Below are 26,795 nucleotides of genomic sequence, written 5' to 3'. Positions count from 1 at the left end.
GTCGCGGGGGAACGGGGTGGAGCGGGAACGGGTGGGTCGGGGAGCGGTCAGGCCCGGCGCCTGGTCGACCACACGTCGACCGCGACGGCGGCGACGATGAGGACGCCCTTGATGACGTCCTGCCAGTAGGCGGGGACGAGCAGGAGGTCGAGGCCGTTGTTGAGGGTCTGGATGAGCAGCAGGCCCAGGGCCGTGCCCCAGACCGTGCCGCGCCCGCCCATGAGGCTGGCGCCGCCGATGACGACGGCGGCGATCGCGTCGAGCTCGTAGCCCTGGCCGAGGTTGGGGGGACCGGAGATGACGCGCGAGGCGAGCATGACCCCGGACAGGCCGGCGAGCAGGCCGCTGACGGCGTAGACGCTGAACAGGGTGCGCCGGGCGTTGACCCCGGCGATCTCGGCGGCGACGCGGTTGCCACCGACGGCGTAGACGCGCATGCCGTAGGCCGTGCGGCGCATGACGATCCCCAGCAGCACGATGCCGACGATCATGACGATGACCGGGATCTGCAGGCCGAGGACCTTGGTGTTGGCGATGCTGCCGAACTCCGCGGGCAGGCCGTTGATGGGGGCACCGCCGCCGATGACGTAGGCGATGCCGGAACCGGCGGTGAGCATGCCCAGGGTGGCGATGAACGGGGGCACGTCGATCCTGGAGACGAGGATGCCGTTGACGGTGCCGGCCAGCAGGCCCACCGCCATCGCGGAGAGCACGGTCAGCCACACCTGGCCGGGGTTGGCCTTGGCCACCGCGGCCGAGGTCATCCCGGCGACCGCGATGACCGACCCGACCGAGAGGTCGATGCCGCCGGTGAGGATGACCAGGGTCTGGCCGAGGGCGATGAGCGCGAACGGCGCCGCCGCGATGAGGATGTTCTGCAGGTTCTCCGGGGAGGAGAACCGCAGGCTGCGGTAGCTGAAGAACGCGATGACCAGCAGCATCACGATGAGCATGGCGCGGCGGATGAGCTGGGCGAGGATCCACTCCCGGGAGAACCGCCGCCGCTCCGCGGGAGCCGGGGTCGTGTCGAGCTGGGTGGTGGTGGTCATCGGGGGTCCTTCGTGTCGTCACGGGGAGCGAGACCGGAACTGAGCCGGAAGATGAGTTCCTGGACGTCGGGGGAGTCGAGCTGGTCGCGGGTGAGTTCCGCGGCGACCCCGCCGTCGCGCAGGACGAGCGCGCGGTGGGACAGCCCCAGCACCTCGGTCATGTCCGAGGACGCCATGACGACGGCCATGCCGGCCGCGGCGAGCTCGGAGATGATGCGGTAGATCTCCGAGCGGGCGCCGACGTCGACGCCGCGGGTCGGTTCGTCCAGCAGCAGGACGTCGACGTGCTCGGTGAGCCAGCGGGCCAGCACGACCTTCTGCTGGTTCCCGCCGGAGAGGGTGCCGACGTCCTGGGAGAGGCCGCGGCTGCGCAGCCGGACGGAGTCCATGGCCTCGCCGACGGCGCGGCTGCGGGAGGCGCCCCGGAGCCAGCCCGCGACGGAGAACTTCGCGAGCCGGGGCAGGGTCCCGTTGTCCAGCACCGAGAGCCCCATGACGGCGCCGGCGTGCTTGCGGTCCTCGGGGACCAGCGCCATGCCCGCGGTGATCGCGGCGGCGGGGCTCCTGCGCTTCACCTCGCGCCCGGCGACGCTGACGTGCCCGGCGGTAGTGGCCCGGACCCCGAAGATCCCCTCCAGCAGTTCGGTGCGGCCCGCGCCGACGAGCCCGGCGAGCCCGAGGATCTCCCCGCGGCGCACCTCCAGGCTCACGGTGCCGCCCTGGCCCGCGACGGCGAGGTCGCGGACCTGCAGCACCTGCTCGGCGTCGGTGGGCACGGTGTGCAGGGGCGGGAAGAGGTCCTCCAGCTCGCGGCCGATCATCGCGGTGACGATGTCGTCGTCGGAGACGTCGGCCATGGCCTCGTCGAGGACGAGCCCGCCGTCGCGCAGCACGACGACGCGGTCGGCGAGGTCGCGGATCTCGGCCATCTTGTGCGTGGTGAACACGATGGCCACCCCGGAGTCGCGCAGTTGCCGCACGACCCGGTAGAGGCCCTCCACCTCGCGCTCGGAGATGGCCGAACTGGGTTCGTCGAGCAGGACGACCTGCGCGCCGCGGCTGGAGTTCTTGACGATCTCGACGATCTGCTGCAGGCCCACCGGCAGGGTGCCCATCCGGGCGCCGGGGTCGATGGCGACCCCGAACACCTCCAGCAGCTGCGCCGACTCCGAGGCCATCCGGCGCCGGTCCAGGGTGCCCAGCCGCGTCGTCAGCTCGCGGCCCACGAAGAGGTTCTCGTAGACCGTCATGTGGGCGATGGAGGCCAGTTCCTGCGGGACGATGGCCACGCCGAGGCGGTGGGAGTCGCGGATGCTGCCGGCGGACAGCTCCTCCCCCCGGACGAGGACCGAACCCTCGTCCGCGCGGTACTGGCCGGCGGCGATCTTCATCATCGTCGACTTGCCGGCGCCGTTCTCCCCGGCCAGCGCGGTGACCGTGCCGGGTTCCAGGGCGAGGGAGACGCCCCGCAGGACGGGGACGCCGCCGAAGGACTTGCGCAGGTCCCGGCACTCCAGGACGGTGCCGGTGGTCACGGGGCTCACCACGTCCTCCGGTGCGCCGCGGGGACCTGCGGGAGGGTGCTGCTCACGGGGTTCATCGGGGGTTCCGTTCAGCGGATCGTGTAGCCGCCGTCGACGACGAGGTCGGCGCCGTTGACCATGTCGGAGGCGCCCGAGGCGAGGAACAGCGCCGCCCCGGCGATCTCGCGGGGCAGGGCGAAGCGGCCGGTGGGGATCGCGGCCTTGGCCGCCTCGCCCTTGGGGCCGTCCCACGCCTTGCGGCCGAGCTCGGTGAGCACGACGGTGGGGGAGATGGAGTTCGCGGTGACCCCGCGCCCGGCCCACTCCGAGGCCAGCACCTTGGTCAGGCCCACGACACCGGCCTTGGAGGCGCAGTAGGCGGCGTGCCCGTCGAGGGCCACCGTGGCGGCCTGCGAGGCCATCGTGATGACCTTCCCGCGGCCGCGTTCGAGCATCCCGCGCCCGACGGCCTGGGCGGTGAGGAACGTGCCGGTGAGGTTGATCGACAGGGTGCGGACGAACACGGCCGGGTCGAGGTCCTCGGCCGGGGCGAGGTCGACGATGCCCGCGCAGGTCACCAGCACGTCGACCGGGCCGGCGGCCGCCGCGAACTCCGCCACGGAGCCCGGGTCGGCGACGTTCCCGGTGAGGCCGACGTGCCCGTCCCCGAGCTCGGCGGCCCGGGCCCGGGCCGCCTCGCCGTCCAGGTCGACGGCCACGACCCGGGCCCCGGCCGCGGCGAAGGCCCCGGCGATGGCGCTGCCGATGCCGGAGGCGGCGCCGGTGATGAGGGCGGTGCGGCCGTCGAGGCGGAACGACAGGTCGACGTCGGCGTCGGCGGGTTCGGTGGTGGTCACGGTCGTTCTCCGTTCCAGGGGTGCGGTGGTCCGCGGGGGGGCCGGGGCTCGGGGCGTCCCGGACGGTGCGCGCGTCGGCCTGCTCCCGCTCCGTCGCGAACCGGCCTTCCGCACCGGGATCCTGCGACCGGCCGCTCAGGCGGTCAACACGGCTGCTCACATGAGCAACGCCTGTGCACTCGTGCGCTCGCGTCTGCTCGGATGAGCGGGTGGGACCCGAGGAACTGACCGAACTCGTCGCCATCGCCCGACGGCACTACGTCGACGGGGTGTCGCGCGTCGACATCGGCAACGAGCGCGGGTTGTCCCGGTTCAAGGTCGGGCGCATCCTGCAGGCCGCCCGCGAGGCCGGCATCGTGCGGATCGAGGTCCGGGCCCCGGCCGGGATCGACTACGAGCTCTCCGAGGAGCTGCGGCTGCGCTACGGGCTGCGACGCGCGCTCGCGGTGCAGGCCGCGGACGAGACCCGCGTGCGCGGGCCCCTGGGCCAGGTCGCGGGGGAGCTGCTGCGGGAGGTCGTCACCGGCGACGACGTGCTCGGGATCGACTGCGGCCGGACGCTGCGGGAGATGACGGGGCACCTCGGCGGGATCGCCGGCTGCGACGTCGTCCAGATCACCGGGATGGGCGGCGCGCTGGGGGACACCGCCACCGACATCACCCGCGTCGTCAGCGAGGCCAGCGGCGGGCGCGTCTTCTCGCTGTTCGCGCCCATCGTGGTCGCCGACTCCCGCACCGCCGAGGCGATGCGCTCCCACCGCGCCTTCCGCTCCACCTTCGCCGCCTACGCGCGGGTCACCAAGGCCGTCGTCGCCATCGGCGCCTGGTCGCACGAGCTGTCCCAGATCCCCGCCCTCATCGGGGACGAGGAGACCGCGCGCTTCGCCGCCAGCGGTGTCGTCGGCGAGACGGGAGCCCTGCTCCTCGACGCCGAGGGGCGCCGGGTGCTCGGCCTCGACGCGCGGCGCGTCGCCATCAGCGAGGCCCAGCTGCGGGCGGTCCCCGACGTGATCGGGGTCGGGGGCGGACGGGGGAAGACGACCGCGGTCCACGCGATCCTCACGTCGGGGTTGCTGAACTCCGTCGTCACCGACGTGCACCTCGCGCGCCGGCTGCTCCGCCGGCGCTGAGCGCTACTTCCCGAGCTTGACCAGCCGGCGCTTCTGCACGGTGTACCCGGCGGGCAGCGTGCCCTCCTTGAGCATCCGGAGGGGGCAGCGCCGGCACCTGTCCTTCGACTCGCAGCACTTGGACTTCGGCAGGTCCCGCTTCTTGCTCACGCGCGCAACGTAACACCGCCGGGTGAGGTCACCCTCACCCGGCGGTGCGGCGCGTCAGTCGCGGCGGTGCTCCAGGTAGTACCGGATGAGCGCCCCCGTCGAGGGGTCCTGGGCCTCCAGCGCGGCGGTGTCCCCGGTGAGGGCGGGCGCGATCTCCAGCGCCAGCTTCTTGCCCAGCTCCACGCCCCACTGGTCGAAGCTGTCGATGCCCCAGACCGCGCCCTCGACGAAGGTGACGTGCTCGTAGAGGGCGATGAGCTGCCCGAGCACCGCGGGGGTCAGCGACGGGGCCATGATCGAGGTCGTCGGGCGGTTGCCGGAGAACACCCGCGCCGCCACCACGTCCTCGGCCGTCCCCTCGGCGCGCACCTCCTCGGCGGTCTTGCCGAAGGCCAGCGCCTTGGTCTGGGCGAAGAAGTTCGCCATGAACAGCGCGTGCACGTCCGCGTCGCCGTCCACGAGGGGGTGGGCCGGGGTGGCGAAGGCGATGAAGTCGCTGGGGACGATCCGGGTGCCCTGGTGGATCAGCTGGTAGAACGCGTGCTGGCCGTTGGTGCCGGGCTCTCCCCAGAACACCTCGCCGGTGTGGGTGGTGACGGGCTCGCCGTCGTAGCGGACGGACTTGCCGTTCGACTCCATCGTGAGCTGCTGCAGGTACGCCGGGAACCGGTGCAGGTACTGCGAGTACGGCAGGACCGCGTGGGTGTGGGCGTCCAGGAAGTTCACGTACCAGACGTTGAGCAGGCCCATGAGCAGCGGCACGTTGCGCTCGGGGGCGGTGGTGCGGAAGTGCTCGTCGACGGCGTGGAAGCCGGCCAGGAACTCGCGGAAGGCCTCCGGCCCGATCGCGACGGCCAGCGAGGTGCCGATGGCGGAGTCGACGGAGTAGCGCCCGCCCACCCAGTCCCAGAAGCCGAACGCGTTGGCCGGGTCGATCCCGAAGGCCGCGACCTTGTCCAGCGCGGTGGACACCGCGACGAAGTGCTTGGCCACGGCCTCCTGGCGGGCCTCGTCGGAGTCGGCGAGCACGCCCGCCGCGGCCAGCCCCCGCCACAGCCAGGCCCGCGCCAGCCGGGCGTTGGTCAGCGTCTCCAGCGTCCCGAAGGTCTTGGAGGCGACGATGAACAGCGTCGTCTCCGGGTCGAGGTCCTTCGTCGTCTCGGCCACGTCGGTGGGGTCGATGTTGGAGACGAAGCGGCACTCCAGCCCGGCGCGCACGGACGGCTTGAGCGCCTCGTAGGCCATGACCGGGCCAAGGTCGGAGCCGCCGATGCCGATGTTCACGACCGTGGTGATGGCCTTGCCGGTGACGCCCCTCCACTCCCCGGAGCGGACGGCGTCGGCGAAGGTGAACACCTTGGCCAGCTCGGCCTGGACGTCGCCGTCGACGTCCTGCCCGTCGACCTCCAGGGCGGGGGAGGCCCCGGCGGGGCGGCGCAGCGCGGTGTGCAGCACGGCGCGGTCCTCGGTGACGTTGACGTGCTCGCCGGCGAGCATGGCGTCGCGGCGGGCCAGGACGCCGGTCTGCTCGGCCAGCTGCAGCAGCAGGGCGACGGTGTCGGCGGTGACGAGGTTCTTGGACAGGTCCACGTGCAGGTCGGCCACGTCGAGGGTTAGGTCCCGCGCGCGGGCGGGGTCGGCGGCGAACCAGCCGCGCAGGTCCGGGGTGGTCGCCGAGCGGTGCTCGCTCAGCGACGACCACGCGGCGGTGGTGGTCGGGTCGACGGGTCCTGCGTTCATCTCGTCCTCCAGCGTTCCGGCGACTGCTCTCGGGGAGAGACGCTAGCCAGCCCGCGTGCGGGTCGCGCGACCGGCTGCTGGCACAGTGTTCGCGTGCAGCGGTGGGATGGCCTCTCAGACGTCGGACCCGGGTTCGGCCCGTCGGTGGTCACCATCGGCAACTTCGACGGCGTCCACCGCGGCCACGCCGCCGTGCTCGGGGAGGTCGTCGGGCTCGCCCGCGGGCGGGGCCTGCGCTCGGTGGCGGTCACCTTCGACCCGCACCCGCTGCAGGTGCTCGACCCCGAGCGCGCCCCCGGCCTGCTCACGGGCCTGGACCGCCGGCTCGACCTGGTGGCCGCGACCGGTCTGGACGCCGTCCTCGTGCTGCCCTTCACCCGGGAGCTCGCGGGCTGGAGCCCCGAGCGCTTCGTCGAGGACGTCTTCGTCGGCGCGCTGCGCGCGGCCGTCGTGGTGGTGGGTCACGACGTGCGCTTCGGGGCGGGCAACTCCGGCGACCTCACCACGATGCAGGGGCTGGGGGAGCGCTTCGGCTTCGAGGTCGTCGTGCTGGAGGACCTCGGGGACCCGGGGAACCGCGCCGGCTCCCCGCGCTGGTCGTCCACGGCGGTGCGCGCGGCCCTGGCCGAGGGCGACGTGGCGCGGGCGGCGGCGGTGCTGGGCCACCCGCACCGGATCACCTCCACCGTCGTGCACGGCGACCACCGCGGCCGCGAGCTGGGGTACCCGACGGCGAACCTCGACACCGACCGCGCCGACGGCCTCGTCCCCGCCGACGGGGTCTACGCGGGCTGGCTGACCCGCCCCTCGGGGCAGCGGCTGGCGGCCGCGGTCTCCATCGGCACCAACCCCACCTTCGACGGCCTCCACCGGCAGGTGGAGGCGTACTGCCTGCCCCAGCCCGGTCTGGAGCAGCGCGGGCTGGACCTCTACGGCGAGCGCGTCGACCTCGACCTCGTCGCCCGCCTGCGCCCCACGCTGCGCTTCGACGGCGTGGAGGCGCTGGTGGAGCAGATGGAGCGCGACGTCGCCGCCTGCCGGCGGATCCTGCTCGGCGGGGACGGATCCTGACCGCTGCTAGTCTGGAGCCTGCCGTTCGATCGGCCGCGGATCCAGAGAGCCCGGGTGGACGAGCCCCGTGGCACCGCGCAACGAGTGCAAGGAGAGACGAGTGCCCCTCGACGCCGCAGTGAAGAAGAGCATCATGGCCGAGTACGCCACCAGCGAGGGTGACACCGGCTCGCCGGAGGTCCAGGTGGCGATGCTGACGCAGCGCATCCGCGACCTGACCGAGCACCTCAAGACGCACCAGCACGACCACCACAGCCGTCGTGGTCTGCTGCTGCTGGTCGGTCAGCGCCGCAACCTGCTGAAGTACATGGCCAAGAAGGACATCAACCGCTACCGCTCGATCATCGAGCGGCTCGGCATCCGCCGCTGACCTCGTCAGGGGCCTGACAGCAGGGGTGGTCCCGACACTCGGGTCCACCCCTGTTGCGCATTCCCGCCGCACTCGCGGCAGACTCCTGAGTGCACGACCCAGGAGCACACGCACACCCAGCGGCACCGCGCAGCGTCGACCGGTCCTCGGTAGTGGCCTCCGGAAGCAGCACGACCACCAGCTTCCGTGGGCCTCGATCGAAGGCCGGGGCGCGCGGGTGCCGCGCACACCGGAGGAGGAACCCCTTGGAGGGTCCTGAGATCACCGCCGCCGAAGCCGTCATCGACAACGGCTCGTTCGGCACCCGCACCATCCGCTTCGAGACCGGGCGCCTCGCCAAGCAGGCCGCCGGGTCCGCCGCGGTCTACCTCGACGGCGAGTCCTTCCTGCTGAGCGCGACCACCGCCGGCAAGTCCCCGAAGGACCAGTTCGACTTCTTCCCCCTGACGGTGGACGTCGAGGAGCGCAGCTACGCCGCCGGCAAGATCCCCGGCTCGTTCTTCCGCCGCGAGGGCCGCCCCTCGACCGAGGCGATCCTGACCTGCCGCCTCATCGACCGCCCCCTGCGCCCCAGCTTCGTCAAGGGCCTGCGCAACGAGGTCCAGGTCGTCGTCTCCGTCATGGCCCTGCACCCCGACGACGCCTACGACGTCGTGGCCATCAACGTCGCGTCCCTCTCCACCCAGCTCTCGGGCCTGCCGTTCTCCGGCCCCATCGGCGGGGTGCGCATCGCCCTCATCGACGGCCAGTGGGTCGCCTTCCCGCGCTACTCCGAGCTCGAGCGCGCCGTCTTCGACATGGTCGTCGCCGGCCGCGTCGTGACCACCGCCGACGGCTCGCAGGACGTCGCGATCATGATGGTCGAGGCCGAGGCGACCGAGGGCTCCTGGAACCTCATCAAGGACCAGGGCGCGACCGCCCCCACCGAGGAGGTCGTGGCCGCCGGCCTCGAGGCCGCCAAGCCCTTCATCGCGGAGCTGGTGCGCGCGCAGGCCGAGGTGGCCGCCACCGCCGCCAAGCCCACGGCCGCCTTCCCGACGTTCCCGGACTACCAGGACGACGTCTACCAGGCCGTGTTCGAGGCGGCCTCGGCCGACCTCACCGCCGCGCTGCAGATCGGCGGCAAGCAGGACCGTGAGACGCGGATCGACGAGGTCAAGGAGGCCGTCAAGGCCCAGCTCGCCGACGCGTTCGCCGGTCGCGAGAAGGAGGTCTCCGCGGCCTACCGCTCGGTGCAGAAGGCGCTGATCCGCCAGCGCGTCCTCAAGGACGGGGTCCGCATCGACGGCCGCGGCCTGGCCGACATCCGGACGCTGTCCGCCGAGGTCGAGGTCCTGCCCCGCGTGCACGGCTCGGCCCTCTTCGAGCGCGGCGAGACCCAGATCCTGGGCGTCACCACGCTGAACATGCTCCGCATGGAGCAGCAGCTGGACACGCTGTCCCCGGTGACGCGCAAGCGCTACATGCACAACTACAACTTCCCGCCGTACTCCACCGGCGAGACCGGCCGCGTGGGCTCGCCCAAGCGCCGCGAGATCGGCCACGGCGCCCTCGCCGAGCGCGCCCTGGTGCCGGTGCTGCCGGCCCGCGAGGACTTCCCCTACGCGATCCGCCAGGTCTCCGAGGCGCTGGGCTCCAACGGCTCCACCTCGATGGGCTCGGTCTGCGCCTCGACGCTGTCGCTGCTCAACGCCGGTGTCCCGCTGCGCGCGGCCGTGGCCGGCATCGCCATGGGCCTCATCTCCGACACCGTCGACGGCGAGACCCGCTACGCGGCGCTGACCGACATCCTCGGGGCCGAGGACGCCTTCGGCGACATGGACTTCAAGGTCGCCGGGACCAAGGAGTTCGTCACCGCCATCCAGCTCGACACCAAGCTCGACGGCATCCCCGCCTCGGTGCTGGCCGGTGCGCTGACCCAGGCCCGCGACGCGCGCCTGCACATCCTCGACGTCATGGCCGAGGCCATCGACGCCCCGGACGAGATGTCGCCGACCGCGCCGCGGATCATCACCGTGAAGGTCCCCGTGGACAAGATCGGCGAGGTCATCGGGCCCAAGGGCAAGATGATCAACCAGATCCAGGAGGACACCGGCGCCGACATCTCCATCGAGGACGACGGCACGGTGTTCATCGGGGCCGTCGACGGCCCCTCGGCGGAGGCGGCCCGCGCAGCGGTCAACGCCATCGCCAACCCGACGATGCCCGAGGTCGGCGAGCGCTACCTCGGCACCGTCGTGAAGACGACGACCTTCGGCGCGTTCGTCTCGCTCATGCCCGGCAAGGACGGCCTGCTGCACATCTCGCAGCTGCGCAAGCTCTCCGGCGGCAAGCGCGTGGACAACGTCGAGGACGTCGTCGCGGTGGGCCAGAAGGTCCAGGTCGAGATCGCCGAGATCGACCCGCGGGGCAAGCTGTCCCTCGTCCCCGTCGTCGCGGAGGAGGCTTCCGCGGAAGCCGCCGCCGCGGAACCGGCCGACGCCTGACGTGTCGCCCATCCTCCCCGGGAACCCCGTCGAGCTGCCCGTCGAGGCGGCCGGCGGGGTTCCCGCTACCACCGTCCTCTCCACCGCCGACGGTGCCGTCGTGACCCGCACGGTGCTGCCGTGCGGGGCGCGGGTGCTCACCGAGGCGATGCCGGGTCAGCGCTCGGCCAGCGTCGGCTGCTGGGTGGGCGTCGGCTCGCGCGACGAGACGAAGGGTCACTTCGGCTCGACGCACTTCCTGGAGCACCTGCTCTTCAAGGGCACCGAGCGGCGGGACGCGATGGACATCGCCTCCGCCTTCGACGCCGTCGGGGGCGAGGCCAACGCCGCCACCGGCAAGGAGCACACCACCTACTACGCGCGGGTCCTGGACGCGGACCTGCCGATGGCGATCGACGTCGTCACCGACATGGTGACCTCGGCGGTCCTCGACGACGACGACTTCACCAGCGAGCGCGAGGTCATCCTCGAGGAGCTGGCGATGAACGACGACGACCCCGGCGACGTCGCGCACGAGCGCTTCGCCGAGCTCGTCCTGGGCCGCCACCCGCTGGCCCGCCCCATCGGGGGCACGCCCGACACCATCCGGGCCGTCGGCCGCGACGACGTGTGGGCGCACTACCGCGAGCACTACCAGCCGTCCTCGCTGGTCTTCACGGCCGCGGGCGGCCTCGACCACGACGAGGTCGTCGCCTGCGTCCAGCGCGAGCTGGACCGCGCCGCGGGCGACCTCGCCCAGGCCGCGCCCCGGCCCCGGCGCACCAGCGGCGAGGTCAGCGGCGGTCTGGAGGCGGGCGCCGCCCTGGTGGTGGACCGCCAGACCGAGCAGGCGCACGTCCTGCTGGGGATGACGGGCATCACCGCCACCGACGAGCGCCGCTTCACCCTCTCGGTGCTCAACGCCGTCCTCGGCGGCGGGATGAGCAGCCGGCTGTTCCAGGAGGTCCGGGAGAAGCGCGGGCTGGCCTACTCGGTGTACTCGTTCAACGCCAACTACGCCGACTCCGGCTACGTCGGGCTGTACGCGGGCTGCTCCCCGGCCAAGGCCGCGCAGGTCGCCGAGCTCATGCTGGCCGAGCTCGAGAAGCTCGCCACGAGCCCGCTGGAGGCCGAGGAGCTCGGCCGCGGCGTGGGGCAGCTGACCGGGGGCCTGGTGCTGGGCCTGGAGGACTCCGGGTCCCGCATGAACCGCCTGGGCAAGTCCGAGCTCACCCACGGGCAGTTCCTCGACGTCGACGGGGTGCTCGCCAACGTCCGCGCCGTCACCGCCGAGGACGTGCAGACCCTGGCCGCGGACCTGCTGTCCCGGCCGCGGTCGGTGACCGTGGTGGGTCCCTTCGCCGACGACACCGCCTTCCGGGGCGTCGTCCGGTGACGGTGCGCGTCGCCGTCGCCGGGGCCCGGGGCCGGATGGGTTCGCAGGCCGTCGCCGCCGTGGAGGCGGCCGCGGACCTCGAGCTCGTCGCGGCCCTGGGCCGCGGCGACTCCCTGGACGCGGCCGCCGGGGCCGACGTGCTCGTGGACCTCACCGTCCCGGGCTCGGTCATGGCCAACGTCGAGGGGGCCCTCGCCCGGGGCCTGCACGTGGTGACGGGCACCACGGGCTTCACCCCCGAGCGCGTCGCGCAGGTCGAGGGGTGGGCCGCCGCGGCCGGGCGCAACGTGCTGATCGCGACGAACTTCGGGATCGGCGCGGTCCTCGTCATGCAGCTCGCGGCCAAGGCCGCGCGGTTCTTCGAGTCCGTCGAGGTCGTCGAGCTGCACCACCCGGGCAAGGTCGACGCCCCCAGCGGCTCGGCGATCCGCACCGCGCAGCTCGTCGCGGCCGCGCGCGCCGAGGCGGGGCTCGGGCCGTCCCCGGACGCCACCGAGACCGAGCTGCCCGGGGCCCGGGGTGCGGTCGTCGACGGGATCCATGTGCACGCCGTCCGGATGCGCGGGATGACCGCGCACCAGGAGGTGATCCTGGGCGGGCCGGGGGAGACCCTCACCCTCCGCGACGACACCTACGACCGGTCCGCGTACATGCCCGGTCTGCTCCTCGGCGTCCGCCAGGTCGCCCAGCGCCCCGGGGTCACCGTGGGCCTCGAGCATTACCTGGACCTGGACTAGACCCCCGTGCGCACCAAGGTCGTCATCGCGGTCAGCGTCGCCGTTCTGCTGTTCTACTTCGTGTTCCTCGGCCGGCTCGGCGTCGAGCTGGCCGCCACGGGGGAGTGGGCCGGCATCGCCCTGGGCGTCGCGCTGCTCCTGCTGCCGCTGGTGGGGCTGTGGTCGGTGGTGCGCGAACTGCAGTTCGGCCTCGCTACGGAGCGGCTGGGCCGCGAGCTCGCCGCCCGCGGCGAGCTGCCCGCCGACGACCTGACCCGCACCGCCGCCGGGCGCGTGGACCGCGAGGCCGGCGCCGCGCTGTGGCAGCGGGCCAAGGCCGACGTCGACGCCGCCCCCGACGACGCCGGGGCCTGGTACCGCCTGGCCCTCGGCTACGACGCCGCCGGTGACCGCCGGCGCGGGCGGGCCGCGGCCCGGCACGCCGTGAAGCTGCACCGCTCCCGCGGGCGCCGCTGAGGCGGGCGCCGATCAGGCCGGGAGGTCGGCGAACAGCGAGTGGACGTTGCCCTCGGGGTCGGCGAAGAAGCCGGCGATCTGCCCCCAGTCGCGGTCGGCCGGTTCCGCGACCACCACCGCCCCGCGGGCGACCAGCCCGGCGAAGCGTTCGCGCACCTCCTGCGGGGTGGCGCACCGGAAGTTCAGCTCCACCGCCTGCCCGCTGCGGGGCTGGCGGAACGAGGGGTGGTCGTGGGTGTGCGCGCCCATCCCCGAGCGCCGGAAGACGGCCAGCCGCACGCCCGTCCCGGTGTCGAAGGCGACGTAGTCCGTCTCGCGCACCACCACCTCGAACCCGAGGGCGTGCTCGTAGAACCCCGCGGTGCCCGCCACGTCGTCGGCGAGCACCGTCACCCCCTCGAACTGGATCACCGTCACACGGCGGACCGTAGCACCGGGGGGACCCGGCGACGGCGCAGCACGATCAGCGGGACGACGTAGTGCTCGACGACCCGCCCGCCGAGGTCCTCCACGGCCCGGCCGGCCTCGGCGACCTCGGCCGGGGACCAGTCGCTGAACGTGGAGAACAGGTCCCGGACCCCGTCCGCGGACAGCTCCGCCCGCCAGCGGAACTCCTCGACGTGGCTGGGCGCGAAGCGCCCGCCCCCGCTGAGCCGGGTCGCCCACTCCTGCGTGTCGAGCTCGCCCGGGCCGGGCCGCGGGGGGCCGCCACGGCGCCCGGTGATCGCCGCGACCCGCGCCCGGAAGGGGGTGGGGGCGACGGTCGGGTCGCCGAAGGCGTGGCGGAAGACCACGAGGGCGCCGTCGGGACGCAGCCAGCCGTGCAGCGCGGGCAGGACGACGTCGAGGTCGAACCAGTGCACCGCCGTGGCCGCGACCGCCAGGTCGAACGACCCGGGGTCGAAGCGGGCCGCCTCCGCGGTCGTCTCGTGGACGGTCACCGCGGGCAGGCGGCGGCGGAGCAGACCCGCCAGCGCGGGGCCGGGTTCGACGGCCGTCACCCGGGCGCCCGCGGCGACCAGGGGCGCGGTGGCCAGGCCGCTGCCCGCCCCCAGCTCCACGACCCGTGCCCCGGACCGGAGCAGCCCCAGCTCGCGCAACCGGTCCCAGAGGGCCTGCGGGTAGGGCGGACGGGCCCGGTCGTACACCTCGGCCCGGCTCTCGAAGTGCCCCGGCCCGCTCACCGGGGCGGACGCGCCCCCAGCCCGTGCTGGCGGTGCGCCGGTTCCCGCCCCGGCGGCTGCACCGGGCGCGGCAGCAGCGGCTCGACGTGGGCGAGGGGACGGACCACCGGGGAGCCGGCGCGGACCGTGACGGCCTCCCCGTCGTGGAGGAGCTCGACGCTGGACCCGTGGTCGCGCATCGTGTACGTGACCTCCTGGCCGCGGACGTCGACGCAGACCTTCGCGTCGCGCCAGCGGATGCTGAACCTCAGCCGGCTGATCCCGTGCGGCAGCCGGGGCCGGAAACCGAGCTGCCCGCCGGTGTCCCGCATCCCCCCGAAACCCTGGACCAGGGCCAGCCACGTCCCGGCGAGGGAGGCCATGTGCAGGCCGTCGGCGGAGTTGTGGTGCAGGTCGCGCAGGTCGACCGTCGCGGCCTCGTAGACGTAGTCGTGGGCCAGTTCCAGGTGGCCGACCTCGGCGGCGGTGATGGCCTGGATGGCCGCGGACAACGAGGAGTCGCGCACGGTGCGCCGCTCGTAGTAGTCCACCGCGCGGGCCTTGTCCTCGTCGCTGAACCGGTCGGGGAACCAGAACAGCGCCATCTGCAGGTCGGCCTGCTTGACGACCTGGCGGCGGTAGAGGTCGAAGTACGGCGAGTGCAGCAGCAGCGGGTACTTCGCGTTCACGGTGAAGTCCCACTCGGGCAGGCGGGTGAAGCCCTCGCACTGCTGGTGCACCCGCAGGTCCTCGTCGTAGGGGACGTGCACCGCGTCCGCGGCGTCGCGCCAGGACGCCTGCTCCTCCAGGTCCACGCCCAGGGACCGGGCCAGGTCCGGGTGGCGCTGGCAGGCCTGCGCGGCGACGCGGAGGTTCTGCGCGGCGGCGAGGTTGGTGAAGAGGTTGTCGTTGACCACCGCGGTGTACTCGTCGGGCCCGGTGACGCCCGCGACGTGCCAGCGGCCGGCCGCGTCGTGGTGGCCCAGCGACATCCACAGCCGCGCCGTCTCCACCAGGACCAGCAGCCCGCCGTCGCCCTCCAGGGCCTCGCTGCCGGTGGCGACCCGGTAGCGCTCCACCGCGGCGGCGATGTCGGCGTTCACGTGGAACGCCGCCGTCCCCGCGGGCCAGTACCCCGAGGACTCCTCGCCCCGGATCGTCCGCCACGGGAACGCCGCCCCGCGCAGGCCGAGGACCCCGGCGCGCTGGCGGGCGAGCCCGATCGTGGAGGCGCGCCAGCGCAGCGCGTCGGCGACGGCCTCGGGGGCGGTGTAGGTGAGGACGGGCAGGACGTAGGCCTCGGTGTCCCAGAACGTGTGGCCGTCGTACCCCGGGCCGGTCAGCCCCTTGCCGGGGATCCCCCGCCCCTCGGCCCGCGCCCCGGCCTGCAGGACGTGGAACAGCGCGAAGCGCACGGCCTGCTGGACCTCCGCGTCCCCCTCGACCTCGACGTCGGCGGAGTCCCAGAACTCGTCGAGGTACTCCCGCTGCTCGCGCAGCAGCCCCTCGAACCCGGTGAACCGCGCCCCGCTGAGCGCCCCGGCCACCTGGTCGCGCAGCGCCGGCTGCGACCGCAGCCCCGACCAGCCGTAGGCGATGAACTTGGTCAGCCGCACCCGTTCACCCGCCGCCAGCGCGCACACGACCGTCGTGCGGGCCCAGTCCTCGGCGTCGTGGGTCTCGACGTCCACCCTGCCGGGGGCCTCGACGTGGTTCTCCATCCCCGCGGCCATCTGCAGGCCGCTCGCGCGGGTCCGGTGCACCAGGGTGGCCCCGGCCCGGCCGGAGTCGTGCTCGACCCCGACCAGCGGGGAGCGCAGCACGGCCGCCACCCGCGGGTCGTCGGACTGCTCGGGCAGGACCTCGTTGGCGACCAGTTCGGACTGCAGGGTGATGCGGGCACCGGCGTCGACGGCCTCGACGACGTACTCGACGGCGGCGACCGCCCGCTGCACGAACGACACCAGCCGGGTCGTGCGGATCCGGACGCGCTTGCCGACCGGGGAGGTCCACTCCGCCGTCCGCACCAGGGTGCCCGCCCGCAGGTCGAGCACCCGCTCGTGGGCGGTCAGGGTCCCGTAGCGGACGTCGAAGGGCTCGTCGTCGACGAACAACCGCACGATCTTGCCGTCGGTGACGTTGACGACGGTCTGGCCGACCTCGGGGTAGCCGTACCCGGCTTCGGCGTAGGGGAGGGGGCGTTCCTCGTAGAAGGAGTTCAGGTAGGTGCCGGGCAGGCCGTGGGGTTCGCCCTCGTCGAGGTTCCCGCGGAAACCGATGTGCCCGTTGGACAGCGCGAAGACGGACTCGGTGTTGCCGAGGATCCCGAGGTCCAGGCGGTTCTCCCGCACGCACCAGGGTTCGACGGGGAAGGTGTCCTGGGCGATCACCGGGGCCCGTCCAGCAGTTCGTCGAGGTCCTGCACGACGACGTCCGCCCCGTGCGCGCGCAGCGCGTCGGCGTGCCCGACGCGGTCCACGCCGACGACGACGCCGAAGCCGCCGGCGCGGCCCGCCTCGACCCCGGACAGCGCGTCCTCGAAGACGGCGGCGCGGGCGGGGTCCACCCCGAGCGCCGCGGCCCCGGCCAGGAAGCTGTCCGGGGCGGGTTTGCCCCTCAGGCCCCGCTCCCGCAGCGTCAGCCCGTCGACGCGTTCCTCGACGAACCGCGCGAGCCCGGTGACCTCCAGCACCTGCTGGGTGTTCGCGCTGGAGGAGACCACCGCCCGGCGCAGCCCGGCCTCCTGCGCGGCCTGCAGGTAGCGCCGGGAACCCTCGTAGACCGTCACCCCGTCGGTCGCGATGCGCCGCAGCAGGTCAGCGTTCTTCCGGTTGCCCAGCCCGGCGACGGTGACGTCCGCGAACGCCTGGTCGACCGGGTCGTCGGCGTCCCCCTCGGGCAGTTCGATCCCGCGGCTGGCGAGGAAGTCGCGGACCCCGTCGGGGCGCGGTTTCCCGTCGACGTGGCGGGCGTAGTCCTCGACGGGGTCGAAGGGGCGGAACTCCTCCCCGAGGTGGTCGGCGCGTTCGTGCAGGTAGGCGTCGAACGTCGCTGTCCAGGCCGCGTCGTGGACGGAGGCGGTGTCGGTGAGGACACCGTCGAGGTCGAAGAGCAGGGCGGTCACGTCGTCCGGGAGTCCGAGCACGTCCCGCACCCTAGGAGCCGGGGGCCCGGCCCGCAGGTCGGGCCCCCGGCCGGGTTCAGGACCCCGGGTGCAGGAGGACCTTGGTCCAGCCCTCGACGCGGTCGTCGAAGTTGCGGTACCCCTCGGGCGCCTGCTCCAGCGGGAGCTCGTGGGAGACGATGAAGCCCGGGGTGGCCCGTCCGGCGACGATGAGGTCGCGCAGCTGGCGGTTGTAGCGCATCACGGGCGCCTGCCCGGTGCCCATGGACTGGCCCTTGGTGAAGAACGTCCCGTAGTCCCAGCCGATGCGCCCCTGCTTCGCGCCCTCGTTCGCCGCGCCGGGGTCCTCGGGCATGTAGACGCCCACGACGCCGATGCCGCCGGTGGCGCGCACGACCTTCACCAGGTTGTCCAGGACGAGCTCGGGGTGCTCCTCGCCGGAGGGGTCGTGGGCCTGGTAGCCGACGGCCTCCACGCCGCGGTCGACCCCGCGCCCGCGGGTCTGCTCGGTGATCTGCTCGACCGGGTCGCCGGCGGAGAAGTCGACCGGGACCGCGCCGATGCTCGCGGCCAGCCGCAGCCGGTCGGGGGCCTTGTCCACGACGAACACCCGCGAGGCGCCCTTGATCAGCGCGCTGTGGGCGGCCATCAGGCCGACGGGGCCGGCGCCGAACACGGCGACGTCGTCGCCGGGGACCATCCCGGACAGCTCCACCCCGTGCCAGCCGGTGGGGAAGATGTCGGAGAGCATCGTGAAGTCGTTCTCGTGCTCGGTGCCGGCGGGCAGGTCGAGCAGGTTGAAGTCGGCGTGCGGGACGCGCAGGAACTCCGCCTGCCCGCCGTCGTAGGGGCCCATGTTGGCGTAGCCGTAGGCCGCGCCGTCCATGCCCTCGGTGGGGTTCATCCGCAGGCAGAACGAGGTCCACCCGTGCACGCAGTTGCGGCAGCTGCCGCAGGCGATGTTGAAGGGGACCGACACGCGGTCGCCGACCTTCACCCGGCTCACGCCGGAGCCGACGGCCTCGACGACGCCGGTGTTCTCGTGGCCGAGGACCTTGCCCTCCTCCACGGAGGTGCGGCCCTCGTACATGTGCAGGTCGGAACCGCAGATGTTGGTGGTGGTGATGCGGACGACGGCGTCGGTGGGTTCCTCGACGCGGGCGTCGGGGACCTCCTTCACGACGACGTCCTTCGGGCCCTGGTAGACGACGGCCTTCACGGTCGCTCCTCCCTCGCTGCGTTCGCTGACGCCCCGATCCTCGCCCCGGGGCCCGGTGGTCGCGCGTTCGAGCAACCATCCTGCGCCTGCGGACGGGCGGGCGGCCGGGAGCCGGGGCAGACTCCGGGCATGACCGATCAGCCGCGCCGCACCGCGGGCGAACTCGTCGACGAACTCACCTCCGACACCGCCGAGCTGGTCCGCCTGGAGGTGCGCCGCGGCCAGCGGGAACTGCTGGCCAAGGCCCGGGAGGCCTCCCGCGGCGCCGCGCTCCTGGGGGGTGCCGCGGTGCTCGGCGGGCTGGCGGCGGGCACCTCGGCCGCCTTCACCGTCCGCTTCCTGGGCAAGGTGCTGCCCCCCTCCGGCGCCGCCCTCGCCGCGACGCTGCTCTACGCCGGGGGCGCCGCGGCCCTCGGGGCGTCGGGGCTGGCCGAGATCAAGCGCGTGGGGTCGATCTGGCCCGAGGAGACCATCGCCAGCGTCCGCGACGACGTCCGCGCCGCCCGCCGGTCCTCCTGAGGGCCGGACGGGGGCACCCGTCCTCGCGGGGCCCGGTCCGCCCGCGCCCCGCGCAGGGTTGCCCTCGCCGCGGGTTCGGGACACCCTCGGGGCATGAGCAGAGCGGTGCGGTTCGAGCGGTGGGGCGGTCCGGACGTCCTGCACGTCGTCGACGTGCCGTCCCCGGCCCCCGGGGCCGGTGAGGTCCGGGTCACCGTCCGCGCCGCGGGGGTGACGGCGGCGGAGTCCGCGGCCCGCGAGGGGGCGCTCGCCCAGCTCTACCCCACGGCCTTCCCCGCCGGCACCGGCGTGGAGTTCGCCGGCGTCGTCACCGGCACCGGCCCCGGCGTCGAATCGGTCGCCGTGGGCGAGGAGGTCCTGGGCTGGAGCCCCGAGCGCGGGGGGCACGCCGACGTCGTGGTCGTCCCGGCCGAGGCCGTCGTCCCCAAGCCCGAGGGCGTGTCCTGGGAGGTCGCCGGCGCCCTCTACGTCACCGGGGTCACCGCCTACTCCTGCGTGGAGAGCGCCGGGGTGCGCGACGGGGACCGCGTCCTCGTCCTCGGCGCGACCTCCGACGTCGGCACCCTCGCCGTCCAGCTCGCCCGCCTCTGCGGCGCCACCGTCGTCGGGGTCGCCGACCCCGCCGACCACGCCTGGCTGCACGCCCACGGCGCCGACGCCGTGGCCCCCACCGACGACGTCGAGGGGCTGGCCCGGCTCCTGCGGGTGCGCGGGACGCGGGTCGACGCGGTCGTCGACACCACCGGGGTCGACCTGGAACCCTTGACCCGCGCCCTGGGGGTGCTCCCGGCCCGGGCCGTCGCCGCGCCGCCGGTCGAGGCCGACCTGGAGTTCGGCCCCCACCCGGCCCGGTGCCCGGAGGTCCTGGCCGAGCTGGCCGCGCTGGTGGCCGCGGACCGCCTCCACGTCCCCATCGCCGGGTCGTTCCCGCTCTCGCGGGTGCAGGAGGCCTTCGCCATGGCCGAACGCCCCCACCCCCAGGGCCGCATCGTCCTGCTGCCCTGAGGGGTCATTCCCCCGGCGCCCGGCGCTGCGCGGCCAGGCGCACCGGGGTGTTGGCCACCCCGAACCCCCGGTAGCCGCCCCGCCGCTCCAGCACCTCGACGAAGAACTCCCGGCTCAGCGCGCGGCTGAAGAAGTGCAGCAGCTCCCCGCCGGCCTCGTCGCGGTCGTAGAGCACGTGCAGGGCGCGCAGGCGGTCCAGGAAGCCCGCGTCGAGGTCGAAGCGGGCGCCGAGGTCGGCGTAGTAGTTCTCCGGGACCTCCAGCGCCTCCCCGCCCGCGGCGGCGAAGGCGGCGGCGGCGGCGAGGGCGTCGTCGGTCCGGAACGCGACGTGCCCCGAGGCCAGCGGTCGCCCCCGCAGGCGCCCCGACGTCGGCCCCACCTCCAGGGCGATCCGGATCGCCCCGTCGGCGGAGCAGTGCGCCCGGGAGCGCACCAGCCCGTCGGGGGCCGCGATCTCGCTGAGTTCGCCCCCGCACAGCCCGAGGACGGCGGTGAGGAACAACCCCGCGGAGTCGAAGCCCGCGAACGGCTGCGGCAGCGCCACGTGGTCGACCTCGCGCAGCCGCGGACCCGCCGCCGGTTCCCGCCCGGGCACGGGCAGGAAGTCCTCGGACCAGTCCGGCGCCCGCCCGCAGAACTGCACCCACGTCCCGTCCGGGGCGACCAGGGAGGGGATCTCCGCCTCGCCCGTCCCCACCGGGCGGTGCACCACCGCCGCCAGCAGCTCCCGCGACCGCTGCGCCAGGGCGTGCGGGGCCTCCGCCTGCAGCCCCAGGGAGGACAGCTGCGCGCGCGCCCGCGTCGGGCGGCCGTTGACGACGACCCGCACCCCGCCGTTGGTCCAGAGGTCGACCTCGCCGCGGCGGTGGGTCCCCGTGCGGGCGAAGCCCAGGGCGCCCAGCAGGCCCGTGACCGCCGGGGAGCCCTCCTCCGAGGCGGCCACCTCCACGAACGCCCACCCGGTGGGGCTGGGGGCCTCGGGCAGGGTCCCGGGCTCGGCGAGGTCGGCCAGGTGCCGCAGCGACCGCAGCGCGTCGACGGCGGTGCGCCCGGGGTCCGCCTGCCGGTACAGGTCGTTGAAGACCTCCAGCGACACCGGTCCGTCGTAGCCGCTGGCCAGCACCGCCCGGTGGAAGCCGGCGAGGTCGAAACCGCCCTGGCCGGGGAAGAGGCGGTGGTGCCGGCTCAGCGGGAGCAGGTCCATGCCCAGCGCCGGCGCGTCGGCCACCTGGTAGAAGAACACCTTCTCCAGCGCCGCGACGCCGGCGGGGTCGTCGCCGCGGGAGAGCACGTGGAAGGAGTCCACGCAGGTGCCCAGGGCCGGGTGGTCGGCCGCGGCCACGACCCGGGCGGCGTGCCGGTAGTCCGCGACGTGGGTGCCCCAGGCCAGCGCCTCGTAGGCCAGCCGCACGCCGTGCCCGGCGGCGACCTCGGCCAGCGCGCGCAGCTGCGCGGCGAGCTCGCCGTCCTCGCGCACCGCACCGGGGTGCACCGAGGAGCAGACCAGCAGCAGGTCGCAGCCGAGCTCGCGCACCACCTCGCACTTGCGGTGCAGGCGCTGCACGGTCCGCGCCCGCACCCCCGGGTCGACGTGGTCGGGGTCGCGGAAGGGCTGGAAGAGGGCGATGCGCACCCCCAGGTCGCCCGCCAGCGCGCGCACCTGCGCGGGGGCCAGCGGTGAGGCGACGAGGTCGGGTTCGAACACCTCGACCGCGTCGAACCCGGCGGCGGCCGCGGCCCGCAGCTTCTCCGCCAACGACCCGGCGAGGCTCACGGTGGCGATGGACGTCTGCACGCCCCCACCGTGCCACGCCGGGACCCGCTCGTAGGGTGCGCAGGTGACTCCCCGCGTCCTGGACCGCCCGTTCGCCGCGATCCTCTTCGACATGGACGGCACGCTGGTGGACTCCACCGCGGCCATCGACCGCAGCTGGACGACCTGGGCCGTCGAGCACGGGGTCTCCCGCGCCGCGCTCGTGGCCGCGGCGGGCCACGGCCGGCCCGCCCCCGAGATCGTCGCCGACCTCGTCGGGCCCGAGCGCGCCGCCGCCGCCTCCGCGCGCATCACCGAGCTGGAGGTCGACGACGTCGGCGGCGTCGTGCAGCTGCCCGGGGTCGCGGACCTGCTGGCCGGCCTGCCCCGCGAGCGCTGGGCGATCGTCACGTCCTGCTCGGCGCCGCTGGCCGACGCCCGCCGCACCGCGGCGGGGCTGCCCGAGCCGTCGGTGCTGGTGACCTTCGACGACGTCGAGCGCGGCAAGCCCGCCCCGGACTGCTTCCTGCTCGGGGCCCGGCGCCTGGGGGTCGACCCCGCCGACTGCCTCGTCGTGGAGGACGCCCCGGCCGGGCTGACCGCCGCGCGCGCCGCGGGCTGCGCGACGCTCGCCGTGCGCACCACCCACCCCGAGGGCCCGCTGGCGGCCGACCTCGTCGTCCGGCTCCTCTCCGAGGTCGCCATCACCCCCGGCGAGGGGGGCCTGCGGGTCTCGACCCGGGGGTGACGCGGGGGGTGGCGCGGGGACGAGCAGCGGGACCGCCGGTGTAACGCGCGGGCCCCCGGCACCGATGTCCACCCCGGACCCGGTCGCTGCCCGGACCCCCGAGCGGGCAGCGACCGGGTCCCTGCACGTCCGCCGCACCCGCCCCGCACCCGCCCCGCGCGCGCCGCGGCGCGCGACGGCGCCTCCGCTGCCCGGCGGCGGGGCGCGCGGCGGTAACCTCGCCTCATGCCGACCGCCACCGCAGCACAGCCCCTGCGCCCCTTCGGGACGGTGCTGTCCGCGGTGGTGACCCCCTTCACCGCGTCGGGGGCCGTGGACCTCGACGCCGCCGCCGCCCTCGCCGTCCACCTCGTCGAGCACGGCCACGACGGCCTCGTGGTCAGCGGCACGACGGGGGAGTCGCCCACCACCTCCGACGAGGAGAAGGACCGGCTGCTGCGCGCCGTCCTCGACGCCGTGGGGGACCGGGTGCACGTGCTCGCCGGGGTCGGCACCAACGACACCGCCCACACCCTGGAGCTGGCCCGCGCGGCGGAGAAGGCCGGCGCCCACGGGCTGCTCGTCGTCACGCCCTACTACAACAAGCCCCCGCAGGCGGCGCTGGCGCACCACTTCACCACCGTCGCCGACGGCACCGGGCTGCCGGTCATGCTCTACGACATCCCCGGCCGCTCCGGGGTGCCGATCGAGACCGAGACCCTCGTGCGCGTCGCCGAGCACGAGCGGATCGTCGCGGTGAAGGACGCCAAGGGCGACTCCTGGGGCACCTCGTGGGTGCTGGCCCGCACCGAGCTGGCCTACTACTCCGGCGACGACGCGGTGAACCTGCCCCTGCTCGCCCAGGGCGCCTCGGGCATCGTCTCCGTCGTCAGCCACGTCGCCGGCCGCGAGTACGCCGCGATGGTCGCCGCCGTCGACGCGGGCGACCTCGTCACCGCCCGCGCGATCCACACCCGCCTGCTGCCCGCCGTGCGCGGGATCATGACCCGCACCCAGGGCGTCGTGGCCGTCAAGGCCGCCCTGGAGCTGACCGGGGTGCTGTCCGGGCGCGCGGTCCGGCCGCCGCTGCTGCCCGCCACCCCGGAGGAGGTCGCGGCGCTCGCCGCCGACCTCGCCCTCGCCGGCCTCGCGCCGGCCCCCCTCGACGCCTGATCCAGCCCACCCCACGGTCGCGGCCGCCCGGGCCGCAGAAGGAGCCACGTGAGCCACCCCCACCCCGAGTTGTCGAGCCCGCCCCCGTTGGCCGACGGCGCCCTGCGCGTCGTGGGCCTCGGCGGCCTCGGCGAGGTCGGGCGCAACATGACGGTCTTCGAGTTCGACGGGAAGCTGCTCGTCGTCGACTGCGGCGTCCTCTTCCCCGAGGACCACCAGCCCGGCGTCGACCTCATCCTGCCGGACTTCTCCTCCATCGCCGACCGCCTCGACGACATCGTCGCGGTCGTGCTGACGCACGGGCACGAGGACCACATCGGGGCCGTCCCGTACCTGTTGAAGCTCCGCGCGGACATCCCCCTGCTCGGCTCCCAGCTGACCCTCGCCCTCGTCGAGGCCAAGCTGAAGGAGCACCGCATCAAGCCCTACACCCTGAGCGTGCGCGAGGGGCAGACCGAGCAGTTCGGCCCGTTCAGCTGCGAGTTCATCGCGGTCAACCACTCCATCCCGGACGCGCTCGCCGTCGCGATCCGCACCGGGGCCGGCCTCGTCCTGCACACCGGCGACTTCAAGATGGACCAGCTGCCGCTGGACGACCGGATCACCGACCTCAACGCCTTCGCGCGCCTGGGCGACGAGGGCGTGGACCTGTTCTGCGTCGACTCCACCAACGCCGAGGTGCCGGGGTTCACCGCCCCCGAGCGCGACATCGGCCCCGTCCTGGAGCAGCTCTTCGGCCGCGCCGAGAAGCGCATCATCGTCGCGTCCTTCGCCTCCCACGTGCACCGCGTGCAGCAGGTCCTCAACGCCGCCGACGCCCACGGCCGCAAGGTCGCGCTGGTGGGCCGGTCCATGGTGCGCAACATGGGCATCGCCGCCGACCTGGGCTACCTGCAGGTGCCGAAGAACCTCCTCATCGACCTCAAGCAGGTCGACGACCTGCCCGACGACCGCGTCGTGCTCATGTGCACCGGCTCCCAGGGCGAGCCGATGGCGGCGCTGTCGCGGATGGCGAACCGCGACCACCGCATCGCCATCGACGCCGGCGACACCGTCATCCTCGCCAGCTCCCTCATCCCGGGCAACGAGAACTCGGTGTACCGCGTCGTCAACGGCCTCGCCCGCCTCGGCGCGGCGGTCGTGCACCAGCAGAGCGCGAAGATCCACGTCTCCGGCCACGCCAGCGCCGGGGAGCTGCTCTACTGCTACAACATCCTCAAGCCGCGCAACGTCATGCCCGTGCACGGGGAGTACCGCCACCTGCTGGCCAACGCCGAGCTCGCCGTGAAGACCGGCGTCCCGCGCGAGCGCGTCGTCATCGCCGAGGACGGCGTCGTCGTGGACCTCGTGGACGGGAAGGCCGGCATCGTCGGGACCGTCCCCGTGGGCTACGTCTACGTCGACGGCTCCAGCGTCGGCGAGATCACCGAGGCCGACCTCAAGGACCGCCGCATCCTCGGCGAGGAGGGCTTCATCTCCATCTTCGTCGCCGTCGACTCCGTGACCGGGAAGGTCGTCTCCGGGCCGGAGTTCAACGCCCGCGGCTTCATCGGCGACGGCGACGACCGGTTCACCGCCGTCAAGAGCCGCGTCGAGAAGGCCCTCAACGAGGCCTCGACCGGGCCGGTGGACACCCACCAGCTGCAGCAGATCGTGCGGCGCACGGTCGGCACCTGGGTGGCGCAGGCCCACCGCCGCCGGCCGATGATCGTGCCGGTCGTCGTCACCGCCTGACTCCTCCTCCACCCGGCCACCACCCGGCCGCCCTTCGGCCGGGTGGCGGCCGGGGCGGTGGGTCCCCGTCAGCGGGCCGGGGTCCGCGCGAGCGGCGCCGCGACCGCCCGGGCGGCGGCCCCGACGACCGTCTCCAGCGGCCCCCGGCCGACGACCGCCCGCCACCCGGTGGCGAGGAGGACCCCGACGCCCACGTGCAGCGCCAGCACCGACAGGTCGTCCTCCGGCCACGCGGCCAGCGCGAGCACGTGGGCGGTGTACATCGTCAGCGGCATGCTGCCGAACGCCGCGACCGGGCGCAGGAACCGGGTGAGCGCCGCGGGCAGCAGGCACGCCGCCCCGATCACCGCGAGCGCCGTCCCCGCGGTGTGCAGCAGGTCGAAGGGGGTCCCCGAGTGCGGGCCCGCCACGGCCAGCCACCACCCCGAGTCCGTCGGGACGGTGCCGTAGTGCTCCTGGCGCTCCAGGACGGACGGGCCGTGGCGCCGGGCCAGCGCGTCCGCCCCGCCGAACGGGCCCAGCAGCAGGGCGCTGACCGTCCAGGCCGCCGCCGCGGTCACCGCCCCCGCCCCGAGGACGCGCACCGCGGTGGTGGTGCTGCGCAGGTCCACCTTCGAGACCGCCAGGCCGAGCAGCAGGTAACCGGCCCAGCCGATGACCGGGTAGTACCCCGTGAGGACCAGCGCCTCGATCAGGTCGCCCGGCCGCGCCAGCCACTCCAGCGTCGGCTGCTCGAGCTGCGGGGGCAGGGCGTACGTGCGCCGCAGGCCGAACGAGACCAGGGGCGCCAGCGCGAGCCACCCCCCGGCCAGCAGCGCGAGCCGGCGCAGCGGCCACCACAGGAACGGCAGCACCACCAGGAACGCCACCCCGTAGTAGGCGAGGACGATCGCGATCCGGCTGCCGGCGTCGACCAGGACCAGCCCGACCAGGGCGACGAGCAGGCCCCGGACCACGACCGAGGCGCGCGCGGCGGCCCGCTGCCCGCCCGCGCGGCGGGTCGCCAGCCCCAGCGACAGTCCGGCGAGGACGGCGAACAGCCCCGACGCCCGCCCGTGGGCCACGCCGTAGAGCACCCCGCCGGCTCCGGGCGCCTCCTCCCCGGGCAGCACGTGGATCGCCACCATCCCCACGATCGCCACCGCCCGGGCCAGGTCGACCCCGGCGACGCGGCCGGTGGTGGGGTTCTCGAGGAGGGTCGTCACGGGGCCAGTGTGTCGGGTGCGCGGCGTGTCGGCCCGGGTCGGCGCGGGGGCCGGGGCACGCTGAGGACCGGCTGGGCGCTCGCCCGGTCGGAGCAGTCGCGCCCGTCGCGGGCTGGACGACCGTGCGATCGGTACCGTGACCGCATGGCCTCCCCGACGAACGCGCGCACGACCAGCGGTAGGGGAGGTTCCACCAAGGTGACGAGCGGCGGATCCCGGAGCGGCACGA

At 74.4% G+C, this 26,795-nt stretch carries 24 protein-coding genes; 12 read left to right on the top strand and 12 right to left on the bottom strand.

What is annotated here, in order from left to right; translation table 11 throughout:
* Positions 1-47 precede the first annotated feature (47 nt).
* The 3 genes from KRAD_RS03765 to KRAD_RS03755 all read right to left on the bottom strand — a co-directional run bounded on the left by KRAD_RS03765 (position 48) and on the right by KRAD_RS03755 (position 3,429).
* Positions 48-1,049, bottom strand: a complete 1,002-nt coding sequence (locus tag KRAD_RS03765) for an ABC transporter permease (RefSeq protein ID WP_011981915.1) — start codon at positions 1,047-1,049, stop codon at positions 48-50.
* Positions 1,046-2,584, bottom strand: coding sequence for a sugar ABC transporter ATP-binding protein (locus KRAD_RS03760; protein WP_011981914.1), 1,539 nt, complete (start codon positions 2,582-2,584; stop codon positions 1,046-1,048). Before KRAD_RS03760 ends, KRAD_RS03765 begins: the two co-directional genes overlap by 4 nt.
* A 77-nt stretch (positions 2,585-2,661) precedes the next feature.
* A complete protein-coding gene (locus KRAD_RS03755; protein ID WP_011981913.1) occupies positions 2,662-3,429 on the bottom strand; it encodes a GolD/DthD family dehydrogenase in 768 nt (255 codons plus the stop codon).
* A gap of 209 nt (positions 3,430-3,638) precedes the next feature.
* On the opposite strand from KRAD_RS03755, the gene KRAD_RS03750 reads away from it, so the two are divergent.
* Positions 3,639-4,559 (top strand): sugar-binding transcriptional regulator, encoded by a 921-nt coding sequence (locus tag KRAD_RS03750; protein WP_041291886.1) that lies wholly within the window; start codon positions 3,639-3,641, stop codon positions 4,557-4,559.
* A gap of 3 nt (positions 4,560-4,562) precedes the next feature.
* Here KRAD_RS03750 and KRAD_RS26500 read toward each other — a convergent pair whose 3' ends face one another.
* Both KRAD_RS26500 and pgi read right to left on the bottom strand, forming a co-directional pair.
* A complete protein-coding gene (locus KRAD_RS26500; protein WP_011981911.1) occupies positions 4,563-4,709 on the bottom strand; it encodes a hypothetical protein in 147 nt (48 codons plus the stop codon).
* A 54-nt stretch (positions 4,710-4,763) separates the two neighbouring features.
* Positions 4,764-6,449 (bottom strand): glucose-6-phosphate isomerase, encoded by a 1,686-nt coding sequence (gene pgi, locus KRAD_RS03745; RefSeq protein ID WP_011981910.1) that lies wholly within the window; start codon positions 6,447-6,449, stop codon positions 4,764-4,766.
* A gap of 93 nt (positions 6,450-6,542) precedes the next feature.
* Here pgi and KRAD_RS03740 point away from each other — a divergent pair, with 93 nt between their 5' ends.
* From KRAD_RS03740 to KRAD_RS03715, 6 genes are all read left to right on the top strand, one after another.
* The gene (locus KRAD_RS03740) at positions 6,543-7,520 is read left to right on the top strand and encodes a bifunctional riboflavin kinase/FAD synthetase (protein ID WP_011981909.1); all 978 of its coding nucleotides are present in this window, start codon (positions 6,543-6,545) and stop codon (positions 7,518-7,520) included.
* A 100-nt stretch (positions 7,521-7,620) separates the two neighbouring features.
* Positions 7,621-7,890, top strand: a complete 270-nt coding sequence (gene rpsO, locus KRAD_RS03735) for a 30S ribosomal protein S15 (RefSeq protein WP_041291885.1) — start codon at positions 7,621-7,623, stop codon at positions 7,888-7,890.
* Between the two features lie 245 nt (positions 7,891-8,135).
* Positions 8,136-10,376, top strand: coding sequence for a polyribonucleotide nucleotidyltransferase (locus KRAD_RS03730; protein ID WP_011981907.1), 2,241 nt, complete (start codon positions 8,136-8,138; stop codon positions 10,374-10,376).
* 1 nt (position 10,377) lies between these two features.
* Complete coding sequence (locus KRAD_RS03725; protein WP_011981906.1) at positions 10,378-11,751, top strand: M16 family metallopeptidase; 1,374 nt, start codon at positions 10,378-10,380, stop codon at positions 11,749-11,751.
* Complete coding sequence (dapB, locus tag KRAD_RS03720) at positions 11,748-12,488, top strand: 4-hydroxy-tetrahydrodipicolinate reductase (protein WP_011981905.1); 741 nt, start codon at positions 11,748-11,750, stop codon at positions 12,486-12,488. Before KRAD_RS03725 ends, dapB begins: the two co-directional genes overlap by 4 nt.
* Positions 12,489-12,494: 6 nt before the next feature.
* A complete protein-coding gene (locus tag KRAD_RS03715) occupies positions 12,495-12,944 on the top strand; it encodes a hypothetical protein (RefSeq protein WP_011981904.1) in 450 nt (149 codons plus the stop codon).
* 12 nt (positions 12,945-12,956) lie between these two features.
* Here the strand turns inward: KRAD_RS03715 and KRAD_RS03710 are convergent, their stop codons facing one another.
* Genes KRAD_RS03710 through KRAD_RS03690 form a run of 5 tightly spaced genes read right to left on the bottom strand, consistent with a single transcriptional unit; the run spans position 12,957 to position 18,450 of the window.
* Complete coding sequence (locus KRAD_RS03710) at positions 12,957-13,361, bottom strand: VOC family protein (RefSeq protein ID WP_041291884.1); 405 nt, start codon at positions 13,359-13,361, stop codon at positions 12,957-12,959.
* Positions 13,358-14,128 carry a class I SAM-dependent methyltransferase gene (locus KRAD_RS03705; RefSeq protein ID WP_011981902.1) on the bottom strand — a complete coding sequence of 257 codons (771 nt, stop codon included), beginning with the start codon at positions 14,126-14,128 and terminating at the stop codon, positions 13,358-13,360. The genes KRAD_RS03710 and KRAD_RS03705 overlap by 4 nt, the downstream gene beginning before the upstream one ends.
* Positions 14,125-16,497, bottom strand: a complete 2,373-nt coding sequence (locus tag KRAD_RS03700; RefSeq protein ID WP_011981901.1) for a glycoside hydrolase family 65 protein — start codon at positions 16,495-16,497, stop codon at positions 14,125-14,127. The genes KRAD_RS03705 and KRAD_RS03700 overlap by 4 nt, the downstream gene beginning before the upstream one ends.
* Complete coding sequence (locus KRAD_RS03695; RefSeq protein WP_011981900.1) at positions 16,494-17,252, bottom strand: beta-phosphoglucomutase family hydrolase; 759 nt, start codon at positions 17,250-17,252, stop codon at positions 16,494-16,496. The genes KRAD_RS03700 and KRAD_RS03695 overlap by 4 nt, the downstream gene beginning before the upstream one ends.
* Before the next feature lie 55 nt (positions 17,253-17,307).
* Entirely contained in the window at positions 17,308-18,450 is a 1,143-nt protein-coding gene (locus KRAD_RS03690) for a glutathione-independent formaldehyde dehydrogenase (protein WP_011981899.1), read from the bottom strand.
* Between the two features lie 129 nt (positions 18,451-18,579).
* Between KRAD_RS03690 and KRAD_RS23930 the strand changes: the two genes are divergently transcribed.
* Both KRAD_RS23930 and KRAD_RS27445 read left to right on the top strand, forming a co-directional pair.
* Positions 18,580-18,969 (top strand): phage holin family protein, encoded by a 390-nt coding sequence (locus KRAD_RS23930; protein ID WP_011981898.1) that lies wholly within the window; start codon positions 18,580-18,582, stop codon positions 18,967-18,969.
* 93 nt (positions 18,970-19,062) lie between these two features.
* Positions 19,063-19,974 carry an NADP-dependent oxidoreductase gene (locus KRAD_RS27445; protein WP_011981897.1) on the top strand — a complete coding sequence of 304 codons (912 nt, stop codon included), beginning with the start codon at positions 19,063-19,065 and terminating at the stop codon, positions 19,972-19,974.
* A gap of 4 nt (positions 19,975-19,978) precedes the next feature.
* Here the strand turns inward: KRAD_RS27445 and KRAD_RS03675 are convergent, their stop codons facing one another.
* Entirely contained in the window at positions 19,979-21,769 is a 1,791-nt protein-coding gene (locus KRAD_RS03675) for a sugar phosphate isomerase/epimerase and 4-hydroxyphenylpyruvate domain-containing protein (RefSeq protein ID WP_011981896.1), read from the bottom strand.
* Between the two features lie 43 nt (positions 21,770-21,812).
* Here KRAD_RS03675 and KRAD_RS03670 point away from each other — a divergent pair, with 43 nt between their 5' ends.
* The 3 genes from KRAD_RS03670 (at position 21,813) to KRAD_RS03660 (ending at position 25,361) form a co-directional block, all read left to right on the top strand.
* On the top strand, positions 21,813-22,475 hold the full coding sequence (locus tag KRAD_RS03670; protein WP_011981895.1) for an HAD-IA family hydrolase: 663 nt from the start codon (positions 21,813-21,815) through the stop codon (positions 22,473-22,475).
* Positions 22,476-22,700: 225 nt separating this feature from the next.
* The gene (gene dapA / locus KRAD_RS03665; protein ID WP_011981894.1) at positions 22,701-23,627 is read left to right on the top strand and encodes a 4-hydroxy-tetrahydrodipicolinate synthase; all 927 of its coding nucleotides are present in this window, start codon (positions 22,701-22,703) and stop codon (positions 23,625-23,627) included.
* Between the two features lie 48 nt (positions 23,628-23,675).
* Complete coding sequence (locus tag KRAD_RS03660; protein ID WP_011981893.1) at positions 23,676-25,361, top strand: ribonuclease J; 1,686 nt, start codon at positions 23,676-23,678, stop codon at positions 25,359-25,361.
* Positions 25,362-25,429: 68 nt separating this feature from the next.
* Here KRAD_RS03660 and KRAD_RS03655 read toward each other — a convergent pair whose 3' ends face one another.
* A complete protein-coding gene (locus KRAD_RS03655; protein ID WP_011981892.1) occupies positions 25,430-26,566 on the bottom strand; it encodes a heparan-alpha-glucosaminide N-acetyltransferase domain-containing protein in 1,137 nt (378 codons plus the stop codon).
* Positions 26,567-26,795: the final 229 nt, after the last annotated feature.

The sequence above is a fragment of the Kineococcus radiotolerans SRS30216 = ATCC BAA-149 genome, from assembly GCF_000017305.1.
Classification (GTDB): Bacteria; Actinomycetota; Actinomycetes; order Actinomycetales; family Kineococcaceae; genus Kineococcus; species Kineococcus radiotolerans.
This window is presented reverse-complemented; position numbering and strand designations above follow the sequence as displayed.